Raw genomic sequence first — 18,326 nt, 5'->3', positions numbered from 1 at the left:
TGAATTTAAGATATTTCTTCAACAGTTCGGCGTGAAGGGATAGATTATAAGCACTTTTAATAAAAATTAACAGTTTCAGAAGAGCCATTAGCATTATCTTTGCTATCCTACTTCAGTCAGGCGTTGTTGCACTTACCTGCGTAGGAAGAACATGCGCAGGAAGAAAATTTAATATAAACACAATAGCTTATCATGTGTCATAGCTTCAATGAAAAAAATGAGTGCAGACACCTTATTAATAATTATTTGCATATGAATTTAAAGAAATCACTATATCTCATTACTTTAGGCGCTTTACCCCTCTTTTCTTTCGGGCAGTCGGATACCATTCCAGCAAATTGGTTCAATCTGGATTATAAAACGGACGGGGTAATGGGAATCAGTACCGAAAAAACATATAAAACTTTGTTGAAAGGAAAAAAATCTATCCCAGTCATTGTTGGTGTACTGGATGGTGGGGTGGATATTCATCATGAGGATCTCAAAGATGTGGTGTGGATCAATACGAAAGATAGTCTCTCCAATGGTGTGGACAATGATGGAAATGGTTATATCAACGATAAATACGGCTGGAATTTTATCGGAAACGCTGATGGAAAGAATGTTCAGTTTGACAACTTGGAATTGACAAGGCTGCTTAAGGCATTGGATCAAAAATTTGCTAACATCACAGCTGCATCTGAACTCAATGACGTAGGCCGAAAAGCCTTCGCCAACTATCGAAAGATGACTGCTGAATATAAAAACAAACTCGAAGAAGCGAAGATGGGACAGTTTTCATATGATGCGCTTAAACGCAATATAGATGCTGTCGTGCGTGAAATCGGTAAGAAACCCGAAGACATCACGCAAGAAGATATAGACAATTTTAAAGCAACCTCGAGCACCCAACGGATTGCACTTGGCTATGCAAAAGATGAAATACAAAATGGTGGTTTTGCCAAATTTTTCGATGATATTACCGAAGGCGCAAAATATTTCAATAACCAGGTAGATTACCATTTAAATAAAACGTACAATTCTCGACCTATCGTTGGTGATGATTACGAGGATGCTTCGGAGCGATACTATGGTAATGCCGATGTGAAAGGGCCAGACGCATTACATGGAAGCCATGTAGCGGGAATTATTGGTGCAAAACGTAATAACAACATTGGTATTAACGGAGTAGCAGACAATGTTAAGATACTCACCGTTAGACTTGTCCCTGATGGTGATGAGCGCGATAAAGATGTGGCAAATGCGATTCGCTATGCAACAGACAACGGCGCAAAAGTAATTAATATGAGCTTCGGAAAGGGTTACGCCTATAATAAACAGACGGTAGATGATGCAATCAAATATGCTGAATCAAAAGATGTATTGATGATCCATGCTGCAGGGAATGACAGTGAAGATAACGATATTGAACCTAATTTTCCGATGAAATATTATACTGATGCAAAAGGGGATACAACCGGAGCTGCCAATGCTTGGATCACAGTAGGTGCAACTGGCCTCCACCTGGACAACGAACTTCTTGCGGATTTTTCCAATTATGGCAAAAAAACTGTCGATGTTTTTGCACCTGGTGTGCGCATCAATTCAACCATACCGGATTCGAAGTATAAAGAAGAACAGGGTACTAGTATGGCTGCTCCCGTTGTTGCCGGTTTAGCCGCAATGATCCGTTCTTATTATCCAACTTTAAGTGCTGTGGAGACCAAAAAGATTATTATGGAATCTGTGGAAAAGCCAGACCAACTGGTACGCGTGAAAGTTGGTGAAGATGCAACAAAAACGGTTCGCTTAGCCGATATATCCGTCACTGGAGGTATTGTCAATGCCTATAATGCGATTATTAAAGCAGAGGAATATACCAATAGAAAGAAAAAATAAATATTTTCTCGTTTTTTATACCAAAACCATCTTTTGTCCGTTTAATTATTTAACTTACAGAGACAAAACACAAGATGCTTATGGTAGAAAATTTTACCCAATCAGAAAACGAAGTTCAAAATTTGATCACCCAAAATGAAAAGGTAATGACAGACGAGGACATTGAAAATGAATTGAAACTTCAATTACCAAAAATGTTGCTTCATCCAAGCAAAAGATGTATTAAGAATATACTCGCATATTCTAAACAACTGGAAAAAAGAAAGGCCTAATCTCGAGATTAGGCCTTTCTTTTTTAAACTTACATCGCTAGTAGCAATTGGTCTAAACCAGCGACAGTTTTTTTGCACCTTGTAATCTAAGGGTAGATTATTCCCCATGTAATGCATTCCAAAATTTCTTTTTTGATGGAAATTTTGGCTAGTTTTGAAGCAATGTTAAAACAAGAACGATACAAGGCTTTCGTAGATTATTTTTCCAAAAATAGTCCTGATGCACAGACAGAACTCAATTATGGTAATGCATTTGAATTACTTGTTGCGGTTATTTTATCTGCACAGTGTACAGATAAAAGGATTAATCAGGTCACGCCCAAATTGTTTGAGCGCTACCCCGATGCACATAGTTTGGCAGCTTCTAGCGTAGAAGAAGTATTTAGCTATATACGATCGGTAAGCTATCCGAATAACAAAGCTAAACACCTTGTCGGCATGGCTAAAATGCTGCTTGAGCAGTTCGACAATAAAGTGCCGGAAAAAATCGAGGATCTTGTGAAACTTCCGGGTGTCGGTCGAAAAACTGCTAACGTCATTTCTTCTGTCGTCTATCATAATCCAGCGATGGCCGTAGACACACATGTTTTTCGTGTAGCAAATCGTTTAGGCCTAACCTATCGCGCCACAACGCCGTTGGCCGTAGAAAAACAGTTGGTGAAAAATTTGCCTAAAGACACGATCGCGATTGCGCATCATTGGCTAATTTTACATGGACGATACATCTGTCTAGCCCGAAAACCACGCTGCGAGAAATGCCCGATCACTTATATGTGCAAATATTTCGAAAAAAATCATCGTATCAAAAGTGTTTCGGATAAGCTAGAAATAAAAAGCTAATTTTTTTAGTGAATAATAGTTGGTTTATGATTTTTAATTTTTAATTTTGAGAAATATATACTAAAAATATGAGCAACACAGATAAACTAAAAGCGTTACAGCTGACGTTAGATAAATTAGAGAAGAACTTTGGAAAAGGTTCAATTATGAAATTAGGAGATACTGCTGTTGAGCCTATCGAGGCTATTTCTACAGGATCTCTTGGTTTGGATATCGCCTTAGGGATAGGTGGTGTACCAAAAGGCCGTATCATTGAAATATATGGACCAGAATCTTCAGGTAAAACTACTTTAGCAACACACATTGTTGCCGAAGCACAGAAAAAAGGCGGTATTGCAGCTATCATCGATGCTGAACATGCTTTTGATAAATACTACGCTCAAAAATTAGGCGTAGATGTGGAGAATTTATTGATTTCTCAACCAGATAACGGTGAACAAGGTTTAGAAATTGCGGATAACCTAATCCGTTCTGGAGCAATCGACGTTATTGTTATTGACTCCGTTGCAGCTTTGGTACCAAAAGGCGAAATCGAAGGTGAGATGGGTGACTCTAAGATGGGACTTCAAGCTCGTTTAATGTCCCAAGCTTTACGTAAGCTGACGGGTACAATTTCAAAAACAAACTGCTGTTGTATTTTCATTAACCAGTTGCGTGAAAAAATTGGTGTAATGTTTGGGAACCCAGAAACGACAACGGGTGGTAACGCACTTAAATTCTATTCTTCTGTTCGTTTAGATATCCGTCGTACATCACAAATCAAAGACTCTGATGAAGTATCGGGTAACCGCGTAAAAGTTAAGATTGTAAAAAATAAAGTCGCCCCTCCATTCCGTATTGCAGAATTTGATATCATTTTTGGTGAAGGTATCTCTAAGGTCGGTGAAATCATCGATTTGGGTGTTGAATACGGCATCATAAAAAAGGCAGGTTCTTGGTTTAGCTATGGTGACACGAAACTAGGACAAGGCCGGGATGCTGTCAAATCCTTGTTATTCGACAACCCTGATTTAATGGATGAACTTGAGGGAAAAATCCGCGCCGAAGTGACAGGAGAAGATCCAATGCTTAACGTCGAGGAAAACGAAGACTAGTTGCTGTAAAAATTAGTATAATGTAGGTAGCCATTCTATATAGGATGGCTACTTTTTTATAGGACCTATCTTGACACCTTGCCACAAGGTTAAAAAATTCAAAGGTTGAGTCCGTAAAGCTACAAGAAATCGAATACTATTATGTTCAATCAAACGCACTAAAAAATTCGCTGACCGCGCCTAATGCTATAATAAAAATTAATCCTATTCAAATAGAATAAATGTGCGTAGAGAAGTGAAATTCTTTTAAAAATAGAAAAGGACGCTTAAAGCGTCCTTTTCTATTTATCAAGGTAGCTTAGCTTCCCTATTCTCCTTTTTCCAAGAAAGGATATTTATAATCTGTATCCGGATTAAATGTCTCTTTGATTGTACGTGGAGACACCCAACGAAGCAAGTTGATCATTGACCCGGCTTTGTCATTTGTACCAGAACCTCTAGCACCACCAAAAGGCTGTTGACCTACGACAGCACCAGTACATTTGTCGTTCACATAGAAGTTACCCGCAGCATGTCTTAATTTATCTGTCGCTAAATTGATAGCATAACGGTCCTGTGCAATAATTGAACCTGTTAGCGCATAAATGGAAGTTTTGTCGACGATAGCTAATGTTTCTTCAAACTTAGCATCCTCGTAAACATATATAGTCAAAACTGGCCCGAACAACTCTTCAACCATGGTCTCGTAATCTGGCTTTGAAGCTTCAATAATTGTTGGATGAATGAAATAGCCCTTAGATTTATCGTAAGTACCACCGACTACAATTTCTGCATCAGTAGATTCTTTAGCTCTATCGATGTATTTTGCCAATTTATCAAATGATTTCTCATCAATAACAGCATTGATAAAGTTTGTAAAATCTTCTGTTCCACCGATTGTAAATGACTTCACATCGTTCGTCATAGATTCTTTCAATGCAGGCCACAATGATTTAGGAATATAGGCACGTGATGCTGCTGAACATTTTTGACCTTGGTATTCAAAGGCGCCACGAACCAATGCCGTATTAGCAACTTTCAGATCTGCCGAGGGATGAACAACGATAAAATCCTTACCACCTGTCTCACCAACAATACGTGGATACGTTTTATATCGGTGAATATTATTACCAATCGTTTTCCAGATATCCTGGAATACTCCTGTTGAACCTGTAAAATGGATACCTGCAAAATCAGGGTGTTGGAAAATCACATCACCTGCATCAGGACCAGAAACGTACACCAAGTTAATAATTCCATCGGGAAGTCCTGCTTCACGGAAGATCTTCATTAGTACATTCGCCGAATAGATCTGTGTATTGGACGGTTTCCATACCACGACATTTCCCATCATGGCGACACATGAAGGTAAATTACCTGCAATAGCTGTAAAATTAAATGGCGTTAATGCAAATACGAAACCCTCCAGAGGGCGTTGTTCCACACGGTTCCAAACACCTTTTCCTGAAATAGGAGGTTGTTGCTTATAGATCTCAGTCATGTATTGCACATTAAAGCGCAAAAAGTCAGTGATCTCACATGCTGAGTCAATTTCTGCCTGATAGGGGTTTTTAGATTGACCCAACATCGTCGCAGCATTCAGCTCATAACGGTATTTTCCTGAAATCAATTCAGCAGCTTTTAAGAAAATCGCCGCACGATCTTCCCATGCAAGATTTTCCCAATCTTTTTTTGCGGCTAAAGCGGCATTGATTGCGTCTGTTACGTGAGATTTATCACCTTGGTTGTATTGACCTAAAATATGTTGATGGTCATGTGGAGGAGCTATTGTTACTTTTTTAGAAGTAGTGATTTCTTTACCGCCAATATACATTGGGATATCGATCTGTTTTGAACGTGCCTCATCAATTGCTGCTTTCAACAATTTACGTTCTTTTGTTCCGACAGCGTAAGTATACACCGGTTCATTGGTAGGAACAGGAACTGTAAAAAATCCTTTAGACATATTACAAGTATTTATTATTCAATCAAAAATGCTATTTATTAATCATGAAGTCTATCCACCCTCTTATTTGGTATAAAAGACCATGACTTCAACTTATTAACTTGAAACTAAATAGCGCTAATAGCGTAAAATTACCTTAAATATTATGAATACCCAAAGTTACTGCCTCTCTTTCACCACCTTGGAAAAGATACGTTTAAATTTTTCCAATTTCGGTTTAATGACCAATTGACAATAAGGTTCCTTTCCATTTAAGCGATAATAATCTTGATGATAGTCTTCTGCCGGATAAAATATCGTCGCCGGAACTACTTCGGTTACAATAGGTTTATTAAAAACCTTTTCTTTTTCCAAAGCCGAAAGATAATACCGCGTCTTATCAAGCTGTTCTTTAGTATGCACAAATATAGCAGACCGATATTGCGTACCAACGTCGTTTCCTTGTCGATTAAGTTCAGTAGGATCATGTGCTACAAAAAATGCCTCTAATAGCTTATCGTAACTGATCACACCGGGATCAAAAATAATATTCGTTGCTTCAGCATGCCCGGTGCTCCCGCTACAAACTTGGGTATAGGTCGGATTCTTGGTCCATCCTCCAGTATATCCTGAAACAACATTTACAACACCTTTCAGTTCTTTAAACTGTGCTTCGGTACACCAAAAACAGCCTGCGGCAAATGTCGCCGTATCCAGCTTAGCCGTATTTTTTTTAGGTAATTTTGAAAAGTCTGTTCTCTTTGCTCGCTGTTCCTGCCCCTGACAGGATGTAAAAACAACAAGTGCCACCAACATTATATAAAGATTTTTCATATGCATATTGTCAATTTGTTTGTATACACTAGATACCGTGCTGGTTTTATCAGCAACGCTGTACAAATCTAAATAATATAAAAAATAGCCCCAGTTTACTGAAATAAACCTTCGTGATCTTGTAGCTACAAACAGCAAGGAGAGCGAACTGAAACTTCTTTATAGCCAACACCACGGGAAACTTTCAGAAAAAAAAAGCGACAATACATTGAATTGTCGCTTTTTCTGATTTACTATCAAATCAACTTTTATTTTGCTGCAGCATAGTTCTGCGCTACGGCATCCCAATTGATCACATTGAAAATCTCTTCCAGATATGCTGGACGCTTATTTTGAAATTTCAAATAATAAGCGTGCTCCCAAACGTCAATACCTAAAATTGGTGTACCTTTCACTTCAGCAACATCCATCAAAGGATTATCTTGATTTGGTGTAGAAGTTACAGCTAATTTTCCATCAGCATCAACGATTAACCAAGCCCAACCAGATCCAAAACGAGTGGCACCAGCCGCTTGAAGTTGTTTTTTCAACTCATCGAATGAGCCAAAAGTAGCATCGATTGCTTCAGCTAACTCACCTGTTGGAGCTCCGCCCGCGTTTGGACCTAAAACTTTCCAAAACAAAGAGTGGTTGTAGTGACCACCACCGTTGTTACGTACAGCTGCAGAATATTTACTTACATTTTTGATAATATCCAATAACGATAGATTCTCTGCGTCTGTGCCAGCGATTGCTTTATTTAAATTATCCACATATGCCTGATGGTGTCTGTCATGGTGGATTTCCATTGTAGTCTTATCAATATGTGGTTCCAATGCGTCGGCTGCGTATGGTAACGCTTCTAATTCAAATGCCATATCTATTTAATTTAAATGTTTATTACTTTGTTTATATATACAAATATAACACAATATATAACGTTATGTTTTTATGTGTTACAATAAATTCAATATCTTACTACCGTTTTTGACGAAAAAATGATTTTACTAAATCCGCGCATTCTGCTTGCAAAACACCATGGGAAATTACAGTTTTGGGATGCAATATTTTATCATGAAAATGTGAATAACCGCGTTTTTCATCTTTGGCTCCATACACTATTTTCCCGATATGCGTCCAATAAGCTGCTCCAGCACACATAATACAAGGCTCTATAGTGACATATAATGTACATTCATCAAGGTATTTACCGCCGAGATAATTTGCAGCGGCTGTAAAAGCCTGCATTTCTGCATGGGCTGTTACATCATTCAATCGTTGCGTCAAATTATGCCCCTTTCCTATCACACGGCCGCGATGAACAATAACTGCACCAATGGGTACCTCTCCCTCTTCATAGGCTACCCTTGCTTCGTTCAAAGCCATACGCATAAATGACTCGTCACCATCAATCAGTTGTGTTCCTTCAAAATCTATAAATGTCATGGCACAAACTTAGCTAAGTTTAGATCCATTTGGTAATTTTTTATCGACAGAGGTCAAAATAATATCCCCATTTTCATCTGGAAATCCTGTCACTAGGCACTCAGAAAAAAAATTGGCGATCTGCTTTCGAGGGAAATTTACCACTGCAACCACCTGTTTTCCGATTAATTCCTCTTTGCTATAGCGTACTGTAATTTGGGCACTACTTTGTAAAATACCGATTTCATCTCCGAAATCAATTTTCAGTTGATAAGCTGCCTTTTGTGCTTTAGGGAACTCTTTCGTCTCCAAGACAGTTCCTACCCTTAAGTCAACTTTTTCGAATTCGCTCCAACTAATGGTACTCTTCATAATCTGTTGCTACTAATATCCTGAATCTCTTTACCTATCGTAAATAAAACATAGGAGGGTTTCCGCCGCAAACGCAAGGACAATCTACTGATTAGTTTATCTTCCTCCCCTGTTTGAAAAGCTAAATCCTCATCAGTTAAATGGTTGTACTTGCGGCGGAGTTTTTCTTTGGCTACTTGCCATTGTTCTTCGTTAATTTTCAGCATAACTAAGATTTAGGTATAAAATTTGTATATCTTTACCAGACTGTAAAAGTTTCTTTAAAGATACAATATATACATAAATAAAAGATTATGAAAAAGATTTTACCAGCATTACTTTTGATTTGTGGTAGCGTTGCAACGGCACAGGCGCAGCTTCTGCCCGGATTTGAGGTAGGTGTAAAAGGAGGTTTAAACTTCTCGAAGCTTAAAAGCGATGGCAAATATTTCAATTCTGACACGAAAGCTGGCTACCAAGCGGGTCTTTATGGCCGTGTTGGTGTATTAGGTTTCCATATTCAACCTGAGGTATATTTAACAGGTAAAAACACGACTGTTAATGGAAAGGATGAAAATGGCTCGACAACTACCACCAATGTTAAATTCACCAGTATTGATGTTCCCGTTTTATTGGGTAAACGTTTTGGTTTGGGACCGATTGGCGCACGGATTCAAACTGGTCCAATATTTTCATTTAATGTAGATGACAAGCAGGCTAAATTCATTGATCAATTAAATCCAAATAACTATAAAAAGAGTGGTACATCATGGGCATTTGGTGTAGGCGCTGATGTTTCCAGTTTGCGTGTAGACCTCCGTTATGAAATGGGTTTAAATAAAGTCAATAATGAGAGCCAGGCAAATCCAAAAATCAACATGTGGAGTATTGGCTTAGGCTATAGATTATTCAGTATTCTATAGTAGGCTAAGCCTAGTTTATATACCGTTCGAAAGTCCGTTTTTATTCAAAACGGACTTTTTATTTCAATAAACTTTAGAACCGTTCTAAATTGTTGCTTTTTCTTGTCAAAATGGTATCATATTTAATAGCAAATAGTAGATTTGCCTAATTAAAATTAAATTACAAGGATAATGAGTAAATCAAAGCCAGTTTTCAGTTCTTCGATTGGGAAGAAGCTAATCATGAGCTTAACAGGAATCTTCCTATGTTTATTCCTAGTTGTTCACTTGGTTGGTAACTTGCAATTATTTAAAGATGATGCGGGTCTAGCGTTCAACAAGTACGCCTATTTTATGACTCACTTTACACCAATCAAAGTTGTTTCTTACTTATTGTATGCTTCGGTAATTGTTCACGTCATCTATGCTATCACATTGTCGATGAAAAACAAGGCCGCCCGTCCTATTGGTTATGCCAAATATGATGGTCAAGCAAACAGCAAGTGGAATTCACGCAACATGGGTATCTTAGGTACTGTCATTTTAGTATTCTTAGCGACACACATGTCTAATTTTTGGTGGAAGTTTCACAATGATGAAGTGCCGTACATCGAATACCGTACTGATTTGGCAACAGGGCAAACCACAGCGAGAGAACTTCAAGCATCTGAATTTCATGACTACCAAGAAACGGTAGAAAACAATGTTCAAATCGTAAAAGCAAGAGATTTGTACAAGCAAGTTGACTTTGCTTTCAAAAATGTTGCATTGGTAGCTTTGTATGTTATTGCGATGGCAGCTTTGGCGTTCCACTTAATTCACGGTTTCCAATCTGCATTCCAAACTTTAGGTTTTAACCACAGAAGATATATTGGAATTGTCAGAGCAATCGGTGTTTGGGTATTTGGGGTATTAATTCCAATTGGCTTTGCAATAATGCCATTGTTTTTCTTCTTTAAATAATTCAGAATCTTTTAAGATAAAGCTCCGGCTCTATCGATCAATATAAAATTAAGAGATATGTTAGATTCAAAAGTACCAGCGGGCCCATTAGCCCAAAAGTGGTCAAATCATAAATTTAATCTGAAGCTGGTTAACCCTGCTAACAAACGTAAATTTACAGTTATTGTTGTTGGTACAGGACTTGCTGGTGCATCTGCAGCAGCGTCGTTAGCCGAGTTAGGATACAATGTAATTACATTCTGTTATCAAGATTCACCACGTCGTGCACACTCTATTGCAGCACAAGGTGGTATCAATGCAGCAAAGAGTTACCAAAACGATGGGGACTCTGTTTTCCGTTTATTCTACGATACAATCAAAGGTGGTGATTACCGCTCCCGTGAGGCCAACGTTTACCGTTTGGCAGAGGTATCTGTTAATATCATCGACCAATGTGTCGCTCAAGGTGTTCCATTTGCACGTGAATATGGAGGTTTATTAGATAACCGCTCTTTCGGTGGCGCGCAAGTAAGCCGTACGTTCTATGCCCGTGGTCAAACTGGACAACAATTATTGTTAGGTGCTTATTCAGCATTGAACCGCCAGATAAAAAAAGGGAAAGTAAAATCCTATACGCGTCATGAGATGTTAGACCTTGTTATGATCGATGGTCATGCTAAAGGTATCGTCACTCGTGACCTGGTTTCAGGTAAAATAGAAACGCATGCTGCACACGCAGTATTGATGTGTACAGGTGGTTACGGTAACGTATTTTTCTTGTCTACAAATGCGATGGGTTGTAATGTTACAGCTGCTTGGAGAGCACACAAACGTGGCGCTTACTTCGCTAACCCTTGTTATACACAGATTCACCCAACTTGTATCCCTGTAACTGGCGATCACCAATCGAAGTTAACATTGATGTCAGAGTCTTTACGTAATGACGGTCGTGTATGGGTTCCTAAAACTCAGGAGATGGCTGAAAGATTGCGCAAAGGTGAGATCAAAGCCAATGATATCAAAGAGGAAGACAGAGATTATTTCTTGGAGCGTAAATATCCTTCATTCGGTAACTTGGTACCACGCGATGTGGCCTCTCGTAATGCGAAAGAAGCTGTCGATGATGGTCGTGGTGTTGGTAAAACTGGCTTCGCGGTATTCTTGGATTTCAAAGAAGCTATCGGTCGTCTAGGAGAGGACGCTGTACGTGCTAAATATGGTAACTTATTTGACATGTATTATCAAATCACTGACGAGAACCCTTACAAACAACCAATGCGTATCTACCCAGCTGTACACTACACAATGGGTGGTGTTTGGGTTGATTACAACTTGATGACAACAATCCCTGGCTTATATGCTTTGGGTGAGTGTAACTTCTCTGATCACGGTGCAAACCGCTTAGGTGCATCGGCATTAATGCAAGGTCTTGCCGACGGTTACTTCGTCATTCCTTACACTGTGGGAGATTACTTAGCAAAATTAGGTTCATTTGCACCAGTAGATCATAATCATCCCGCTTTCGAAGCTACCCGCAAGGAAGTTGAAGAGAAAATCAACAAATTATTGTCTTTAAACGGTACACAAACTGTTGATGATATCCACAAAAAATTAGGTCTCATTATGTGGGAATATTGTGGTATGGCTCGTACAGCTGAAGGTTTGCAAAAAGCGCAAGGTTTGATTCAAGAGTTGAAAAAAGAGTTCTGGACGAATGTTAGAGTGCTTGGAGAAAATGAAGAATTAAATCTTTCGTTAGAAAAAGCTGGCCGCGTAGCTGACTTCTTAGAATTGGGCGAATTGATGGTTGTGGATGCCTTACAACGCGCAGAGTCTTGTGGTGGTCACTTCCGTTTGGAAAGCCAAACCGAAGAAGGTGAAGCAAAACGTAATGACGATGAATTCGCATATGTATCTGCTTGGGAGTACAAAGGAGACAATGTACCTGAGGAATTACACAAGGAAGACCTGGTATTCGAGAACGTTCAGTTAACACAAAGAAGTTATAAATAAGAAAGAAAATTATCATGGCACAACATATGAATTTAACGCTAAAAGTTTGGCGTCAAAAAAATGATAAAGATAAAGGTCAATTTGTAACTTATCAGGCAAACAATATCGCTGATGATATGTCCTTCTTAGAGATGCTTGATATTGTCAATGAAGAGTTGACTCGTAAAGGAGAAGATCCCGTATATTTCGATCACGACTGTCGTGAAGGTATCTGTGGGATGTGCTCATTGGTGATCAACGGTCGCCCGCATGGTCCGAAAGAAGGTACTACAACGTGTCAATTACACATGCGTAGCTTCCACGACGGACAAACGATCGTGATTGAGCCTTGGAGAGCTGCTGCATTCCCTGTATTAAAAGACCTTGCTGTTGACCGTACTTCTTTTGACCGCATTCAACAGGCAGGTGGATATGTAAATATCAATACAGGTGGTGTTCCTGATGCCAATGTTATTCCTATCCCTAAACGTATTGCTGACGAAGCTTTCGAATCAGCGACATGTATCGGTTGTGGCGCTTGTGTCGCAGCATGTAAAAATGCTTCTGCTATGTTATTCGTATCGGCAAAAGTATCTCAATTTGCACTGTTACCACAAGGGCAAACTGAGCGATATGAACGCGCGCAGGCGATGGTAGATCAAATGGATGCAGAAGGCTTCGGTAACTGTACAAATACTGGGGCTTGTGAAGCTGAATGTCCTGTGGGCATTAAACTAACAAACATCGCTCGCCTAAACCGCGAGTATTTGACTGCTAAAATCTTCCGACAAGAAGAGCCTCACGTTTAATTATTGGCATTCGATACCTTTCGTGTTTTCAATAGCTTACAAAGCAGCGAAAACAGTGCAAAAATTCTCTCTGACCAATCAAAGGAGGTCATATAGAAAAATAATATAAAAGTCCTTGCCATAAGAAAGCAAGGACTTTTTTTTATATTTACAATAATGTAAATTGATGAATGTGAATTCTGGTATAAAAATTCGACTACTCTTACTTATCTTAACGCTATGCTTTATAGGAACAGCTATCACCATCAAAGAATCTGTTACCAATAAGGAAATATTAGACATTGATACAAAATCACTCAATAACTATATCGCTCAACAAGAGAAAAAAGTCGACCGTATTTTCAACGATTCTCTTTTGCTCAAAACTTTCAAAAACTACGATCAGTATCCAATCGCGGTTTATCAGGCCTTTGAAAAATTCAAAACCAAAGAAAATGTCTATCTATTTCTTTTTAAGGACCATGAGCCGAAGATGTGGAGCACACATCTATTTGTACCGATTACTGATCAGGGATTTCCTGAAAAATCCAATTTTATCCAAGATGATAACCGCTCTTACGTCGTTAGAAAGAAAACAATTGGTAATATCAGTATACTCGCCTATATTATTGTAAAAGGATATACCAACAACAACAATCTCTATTTAAGCAGTTCACTGCGGAGAAACTTCTTCGACTCCAGAAATATCGATATTGCCTCCTATACAGATACGGTAACCATTAAAAACATTTACAGTAAAGAGGGGTCTTACCTTTTTTCTGTTAAGCTCAAAGACGGAGAGCATGAAAATGCTTATACAATTTTGCAATTTTTCTGCTGGTTACTTGCTTTAATTGCGTGGTTGATCTTCTTCAATAGTCTTTGCCTTCATATGGCCAAAACAGGCAGGGCTTGGTGGTCTATACTATTGCTATTGGCGATATTTAGTTTGGTCAAATTCGCCGATCTTAAATGGAATTTGCTATCTGAAAATGCGACATTTTCAATTTTCGACTCGCGCAACTATGCCTATAATCGTTTCTTCCCGAACATCTGGTCGGTCATGTCCACCACAATTTTAATATTATGGCTCATTCTATTTATCTATTCAATTCGCAAAGAGCTTAATTTTGACAAAATAAAAAATATCCGGCTCTTTAGAGTGCCCATAGCCATCGGATTTATTCTGAGTATATACCTGTCGTTCGCGCTATTATACGATATCGCCGGAACGTTAATTACGCACTCCAATAATATTTATTTTGATTTTACAAAACTGGTCGATTTACATTTCTTAAGTTGGGTCGATCTTGGCATTGTCGGCATAGGTATTTTGGCCTTAAGTATCTACATCGACCTTGTGCTCTTTTTTCTTAAAAAATTAGAGTTAAAGCCAACGCAGTTACTAAATATCCAACTGGCATGCGTCATCTTTGTCATTTTGATCATTTCCTTTTATATAGAAAAAAATAGCCTTGTCAACTTACTACTCGCGCTAATTATCCTTATTAAATCATTCGGTGAGAAGTATTTCAATCGGCATATACTCACAAACTATATCGCGGTACTGATACTTTGGGCAATCATAAGTGCTATTACGCACGCTCGTTTCTACCAGGAAAGAAACTTGATTGACATGAAGATATTGTTGGGCAACCTACAGTCCGAAGATGATGCAAATGCCGTGTCGTTATTCTCCGATATTGAAAGTAGTCTGGCAAACGATCAAGAATTAAAGCATCTATTTAATATCAGTCTACCCTACACAAACACGGAGGGCATCAACGACTTCATTAAGAAAAAATACTTTAGCGGCTATCTCTCCAAATACGAATTCAAAGCCTATTATTATGATCAGAACAATAATCCACTGAATGCTGCAAGCCAGAATAAGCTCAATGAGTATCGCGAAAAAGTGATCAATAAGTCGATAAAAGTAACTCAAAACTTCTATCGTGCCGGCGGAGAACTCGGTACACATGAATACTTTTCTATCATTCCAGTGTCGATTGACCAAAATAGAATCGTCAACGTTATTATCAATCTCTCCAATAAAGACTTCAGTTACACGGTCCCTTATCCCGAAATCCTTACCGATATGCGGATCAACAACTCACAGTATTATAATAAAGGAGATTATTCGATAGCCCTTTATAAAGCAGGTTCTCTAATAACACAATTTGGAAAATACACATATGAAAACAATTTAAGAGGTCTCAAAGGTACTCCTGGAGAATATATTGAGATTCTAGACAAAGATGCATACCTGCACATGGCCTACATCGCCAATAAATTTTCAACCTATGTTATCAGTAAACAAAAACCTTCTTTTTGGGACTATTTAGCAACTACATCTTTTCTATTCCTGGTGTTCTTTATGATTTTCATGCTGTACCACTTCATAAAATCACTCTATATTTTTCTTAAAAACACCAAGCTTACTATCCGAAATTTAAAGTATCAGTTCTACAGAATTGTGAATAAGATACAATATTCTACACGTATTCAAACATCTATTATCTCCTCCGTTATACTCGCTATTCTTATTTCAGGTGTAATTTCTTATATCAGTATCAATAAACAACTCTATAACAACAATAAAACAAGTAAAGAGCGTTTTATAATTGAACTTGGCAAACGGATGGAAAATATGCTGACATATACGGATGAAATTTCCACCGAAACTCAACTCATCAGCATTCTAAAGACATTGTCCGAAACAATTTCCAAGGACTTCAATCTTTATTCCAAATCAGGCAGGTTGCTGTATAGTTCACAGCGTAGAATTTACGATTTGGAGCTTTTCTCTACATTCATCAATCCCGCTGCACTGAAGAATCTATCGATATTAAAAAAGTCGGAGACGATTGAAGATGAGCGGATAGGTACTTTCCAATTTGAGACTAGTTATGCCACCATCAGGGACAAAAATTACAATACCCTGGCTTATATTGGCATACCAAACTTCTCCCTTCAAAAAGAAGAAAATATCAATAAAAATCTTCTTTTAAATACCATAGTAAATATTTATTCGCTGATCATCATTGGCTTTGGGTTTTATGCCACGTTTGTTGCCAACAGTGTCACCAATCCACTGAGCATCATCAGTAAGAAAATTTCACAGCTGCGCTTGGGACAACCCAATGAGCCGTTATTTTGGCAGCGAAATGATGAAATAGGTACATTGATCAAAGAATACAACCTCATGATCATAAAACTTGAAGACTATGCCAATAAAATCAAAGATACGGAGCGGGAATCCACCTGGCGTGAGATGGCTCAGCAGATAGCACATGAAATTAAAAATCCATTGACACCAATGAAATTGGGTATTCAGCAACTACGCAGATCTTACAAAGATGATGATCCTAAATTTCCAGACAGATTTAATAAATTCTCTATTTCATTTATCGAGCAAATCGATGCTCTAACGCATATTGCATCCGAATTTTCGCATTTTGCAAAATTTCCAAATACGATGATGGAGAATATCAATATCGTTGAAAAAATAACAAAGTCTATTTCGTTATACAATAATACGCCGAGTGTAAGTATCCGTCTCATCAATAACGCTGATCACAAAACATTGATTGTAAAAGCTGATGGTAATGAACTCTTGCGGACGTTCAATAATTTAATAAAAAATGCTATCGAGGGTGGCTATGGCCGAAAAAACATGAAGATCGAAATTTCCATTGAACGCTACTCGGATAATTTTGTTAAAATCGATGTCAAAGACAATGGGTATGGAATTCCGAAGGAAATGCAGGATAAAATTTTCCAGATAAATTTCACCACAAAAAGTTCGGGAAATGGTTTAGGATTGGTACTTGTCAAGAAAACAATCGAAGCCAGTAACGGTCAGATCTATTTTGAGACCGTAGAAGGCGAAGGCACGACATTTCATATCCTGCTTCCCTTACAGCAGGCAGAATCTTAATAGTGATTTAGCCACAACAGAGATAAGAGAAATTGGAGAAACCAAGTATATCCGGCTTATAGCTCAATAATGATGGTGTTTAATACGTTAAAGCTACTTGATAGCCATACCCTTATCCTTACGGATCGATATAGTAAGAATTTGTACTTCACAAAAAAGCTCTTTACAATCATGTAAAGAGCTTTTAGTTTATTTGTTTATCTCCTTTTAACGCAATACAATCGTAGATCGTCCCATGATTGCATTATCTTCATATAACAATACCGTATAGGCACCTTTAGAAAATCCCTGCTCTGCTGCCCAATAAATGATATAATCTTCACCCTTGTTGGTAAACAAAATATTATGTTTAAATGTATACTGTAATTTCTCGCCATGTACATAGAAAATATTATCGTCCTGCACGACTAGATTTCCTTGTGGGTCGATAATTCTAACATATATATCACGTTCTCCATTTTTTGCTAAAGGATTATCAGCAATGGTAAAACTGATTTTTAACTTATCAATTTTCTTCGCACGTTCTTCTACTAATTCCTTTCCATTTTTTTTGACTTCAAGGCCATTCATACTAATGCTTGAAACTTTCAAGGCAGAAGCTGTTGCAACCTTCTCTTTCAATTCAGAATTTGAAGTAACCAATGAAGTAATTTGCTTCTCCTTTTCGACTACAGATTCGTTCAGATTGATATTTTGTTTGGATAAAATTTGATTTTCCTGAATCAGCCTTTGAACATTTACGCGATAGGTATCAACCTGTTTTTTAAGCTGGTTGATCTTGTGTTGCGCTTCATCGATATCTTTGGGAGTAATACTTTTATTTTCGAGCTTCTTACGAAGCACCGCAATCTCCATTCTGGAATCCTCTTTTTGCAGCGTCATCTCAGGAGTCAATTGCACATTTTCTACATCAATTTTATCCAATTCAGCTTCAATACGATCTATCTGTACCTGAAGATTCTCTTTTTCTACTGTAAGCGTATAAACCTTTTCACCGTTGGTTTTAAACTTAACATAAAAATATATATTCGTTGCAAGTAATGCTGCTATCGCAATGATAAAGAAGTAAATTTTCGAAGAATCTTTCTTTTTTTCTTCTTCTTTCTTACTCGAAACAACGTCTGAATTTATCATAATATACTGTCATATTCATAGTATACAACTA

General features: G+C 38.0%; 16 protein-coding genes. 9 read left to right on the top strand and 7 right to left on the bottom strand.

Annotation, left to right across the window (positions count from 1 at the left end):
• Positions 1-252 precede the first annotated feature (252 nt).
• The 4 genes from J2X77_RS13635 to recA all read left to right on the top strand — a co-directional run bounded on the left by J2X77_RS13635 (position 253) and on the right by recA (position 4,084).
• A complete protein-coding gene (locus J2X77_RS13635; RefSeq protein WP_209577769.1) occupies positions 253-1,878 on the top strand; it encodes a S8 family serine peptidase in 1,626 nt (541 codons plus the stop codon).
• A gap of 80 nt (positions 1,879-1,958) precedes the next feature.
• The gene (locus tag J2X77_RS13630; RefSeq protein ID WP_209577767.1) at positions 1,959-2,150 is read left to right on the top strand and encodes a hypothetical protein; all 192 of its coding nucleotides are present in this window, start codon (positions 1,959-1,961) and stop codon (positions 2,148-2,150) included.
• A 162-nt stretch (positions 2,151-2,312) separates the two neighbouring features.
• On the top strand, positions 2,313-2,990 hold the full coding sequence (gene nth, locus J2X77_RS13625; RefSeq protein ID WP_293884705.1) for an endonuclease III: 678 nt from the start codon (positions 2,313-2,315) through the stop codon (positions 2,988-2,990).
• Positions 2,991-3,058: 68 nt separating this feature from the next.
• Positions 3,059-4,084 carry a recombinase RecA gene (gene recA, locus J2X77_RS13620; RefSeq protein WP_209577765.1) on the top strand — a complete coding sequence of 342 codons (1,026 nt, stop codon included), beginning with the start codon at positions 3,059-3,061 and terminating at the stop codon, positions 4,082-4,084.
• Between the two features lie 307 nt (positions 4,085-4,391).
• Here recA and pruA read toward each other — a convergent pair whose 3' ends face one another.
• From pruA to J2X77_RS13590, 6 genes are all read right to left on the bottom strand, one after another.
• Positions 4,392-6,029 carry an L-glutamate gamma-semialdehyde dehydrogenase gene (gene pruA / locus J2X77_RS13615; protein ID WP_209577764.1) on the bottom strand — a complete coding sequence of 546 codons (1,638 nt, stop codon included), beginning with the start codon at positions 6,027-6,029 and terminating at the stop codon, positions 4,392-4,394.
• 159 nt (positions 6,030-6,188) lie between these two features.
• The gene (msrA, locus tag J2X77_RS13610; RefSeq protein ID WP_310081158.1) at positions 6,189-6,842 is read right to left on the bottom strand and encodes a peptide-methionine (S)-S-oxide reductase MsrA; all 654 of its coding nucleotides are present in this window, start codon (positions 6,840-6,842) and stop codon (positions 6,189-6,191) included.
• 248 nt (positions 6,843-7,090) lie between these two features.
• Positions 7,091-7,699, bottom strand: coding sequence for a superoxide dismutase (locus J2X77_RS13605; RefSeq protein ID WP_209577760.1), 609 nt, complete (start codon positions 7,697-7,699; stop codon positions 7,091-7,093).
• A 100-nt stretch (positions 7,700-7,799) separates the two neighbouring features.
• Positions 7,800-8,267, bottom strand: a complete 468-nt coding sequence (locus J2X77_RS13600; protein WP_209577758.1) for a nucleoside deaminase — start codon at positions 8,265-8,267, stop codon at positions 7,800-7,802.
• A gap of 9 nt (positions 8,268-8,276) precedes the next feature.
• Entirely contained in the window at positions 8,277-8,618 is a 342-nt protein-coding gene (locus tag J2X77_RS13595) for a tRNA-binding protein (protein ID WP_209577756.1), read from the bottom strand.
• Positions 8,615-8,824, bottom strand: a complete 210-nt coding sequence (locus tag J2X77_RS13590; protein WP_209577754.1) for a hypothetical protein — start codon at positions 8,822-8,824, stop codon at positions 8,615-8,617. Before J2X77_RS13590 ends, J2X77_RS13595 begins: the two co-directional genes overlap by 4 nt.
• Positions 8,825-8,911: 87 nt before the next feature.
• Between J2X77_RS13590 and J2X77_RS13585 the strand changes: the two genes are divergently transcribed.
• The 5 genes from J2X77_RS13585 (at position 8,912) to J2X77_RS13565 (ending at position 17,161) form a co-directional block, all read left to right on the top strand.
• On the top strand, positions 8,912-9,520 hold the full coding sequence (locus J2X77_RS13585; RefSeq protein WP_293938505.1) for a porin family protein: 609 nt from the start codon (positions 8,912-8,914) through the stop codon (positions 9,518-9,520).
• Positions 9,521-9,691: 171 nt separating this feature from the next.
• Positions 9,692-10,462 carry a succinate dehydrogenase cytochrome b subunit gene (locus J2X77_RS13580; protein WP_209577750.1) on the top strand — a complete coding sequence of 257 codons (771 nt, stop codon included), beginning with the start codon at positions 9,692-9,694 and terminating at the stop codon, positions 10,460-10,462.
• Between the two features lie 57 nt (positions 10,463-10,519).
• The gene (locus J2X77_RS13575; protein WP_209577748.1) at positions 10,520-12,454 is read left to right on the top strand and encodes a fumarate reductase/succinate dehydrogenase flavoprotein subunit; all 1,935 of its coding nucleotides are present in this window, start codon (positions 10,520-10,522) and stop codon (positions 12,452-12,454) included.
• 14 nt (positions 12,455-12,468) lie between these two features.
• The gene (locus J2X77_RS13570) at positions 12,469-13,242 is read left to right on the top strand and encodes a succinate dehydrogenase/fumarate reductase iron-sulfur subunit (protein WP_293938502.1); all 774 of its coding nucleotides are present in this window, start codon (positions 12,469-12,471) and stop codon (positions 13,240-13,242) included.
• 166 nt (positions 13,243-13,408) lie between these two features.
• Positions 13,409-17,161 (top strand): ATP-binding protein, encoded by a 3,753-nt coding sequence (locus J2X77_RS13565; RefSeq protein WP_293938500.1) that lies wholly within the window; start codon positions 13,409-13,411, stop codon positions 17,159-17,161.
• Between the two features lie 207 nt (positions 17,162-17,368).
• On the opposite strand, the gene J2X77_RS13560 is transcribed toward J2X77_RS13565, so the two are convergent.
• The gene (locus J2X77_RS13560) at positions 17,369-18,295 is read right to left on the bottom strand and encodes a hypothetical protein (protein WP_209577744.1); all 927 of its coding nucleotides are present in this window, start codon (positions 18,293-18,295) and stop codon (positions 17,369-17,371) included.
• Between the last annotated feature and the right edge of the window lie 31 nt (positions 18,296-18,326).

Source organism: Sphingobacterium sp. 2149 (assembly GCF_031455655.1).
GTDB lineage: Bacteria > Bacteroidota > Bacteroidia > Sphingobacteriales > Sphingobacteriaceae > Sphingobacterium.
Note: the sequence above shows the minus strand (reverse complement) of the source record. Positions and strands in the feature narration are given on the sequence as shown.

What these genes read in the sequence shown, in the direction of transcription:
- J2X77_RS13635 (WP_209577769.1), top strand. Translation starts at nt 253, where the DNA reads ATGAATTTAAAGAAATCACTATATCTCATTACTTTAGGCGCTTTACCC.
- J2X77_RS13630 (WP_209577767.1), top strand. Translation starts at nt 1,959, where the DNA reads ATGGTAGAAAATTTTACCCAATCAGAAAACGAAGTTCAAAATTTGATC.
- nth (WP_293884705.1), top strand. Translation starts at nt 2,313, where the DNA reads ATGTTAAAACAAGAACGATACAAGGCTTTCGTAGATTATTTTTCCAAA.
- recA (WP_209577765.1), top strand. Translation starts at nt 3,059, where the DNA reads ATGAGCAACACAGATAAACTAAAAGCGTTACAGCTGACGTTAGATAAA.
- pruA (WP_209577764.1), bottom strand. Translation starts at nt 6,029, where the DNA reads ATGTCTAAAGGATTTTTTACAGTTCCTGTTCCTACCAATGAACCGGTG.
- msrA (WP_310081158.1), bottom strand. Translation starts at nt 6,842, where the DNA reads ATGAAAAATCTTTATATAATGTTGGTGGCACTTGTTGTTTTTACATCC.
- J2X77_RS13605 (WP_209577760.1), bottom strand. Translation starts at nt 7,699, where the DNA reads ATGGCATTTGAATTAGAAGCGTTACCATACGCAGCCGACGCATTGGAA.
- J2X77_RS13600 (WP_209577758.1), bottom strand. Translation starts at nt 8,267, where the DNA reads ATGACATTTATAGATTTTGAAGGAACACAACTGATTGATGGTGACGAG.
- J2X77_RS13595 (WP_209577756.1), bottom strand. Translation starts at nt 8,618, where the DNA reads ATGAAGAGTACCATTAGTTGGAGCGAATTCGAAAAAGTTGACTTAAGG.
- J2X77_RS13590 (WP_209577754.1), bottom strand. Translation starts at nt 8,824, where the DNA reads ATGCTGAAAATTAACGAAGAACAATGGCAAGTAGCCAAAGAAAAACTC.
- J2X77_RS13585 (WP_293938505.1), top strand. Translation starts at nt 8,912, where the DNA reads ATGAAAAAGATTTTACCAGCATTACTTTTGATTTGTGGTAGCGTTGCA.
- J2X77_RS13580 (WP_209577750.1), top strand. Translation starts at nt 9,692, where the DNA reads ATGAGTAAATCAAAGCCAGTTTTCAGTTCTTCGATTGGGAAGAAGCTA.
- J2X77_RS13575 (WP_209577748.1), top strand. Translation starts at nt 10,520, where the DNA reads ATGTTAGATTCAAAAGTACCAGCGGGCCCATTAGCCCAAAAGTGGTCA.
- J2X77_RS13570 (WP_293938502.1), top strand. Translation starts at nt 12,469, where the DNA reads ATGGCACAACATATGAATTTAACGCTAAAAGTTTGGCGTCAAAAAAAT.
- J2X77_RS13565 (WP_293938500.1), top strand. Translation starts at nt 13,409, where the DNA reads ATGAATGTGAATTCTGGTATAAAAATTCGACTACTCTTACTTATCTTA.
- J2X77_RS13560 (WP_209577744.1), bottom strand. Translation starts at nt 18,295, where the DNA reads ATGATAAATTCAGACGTTGTTTCGAGTAAGAAAGAAGAAGAAAAAAAG.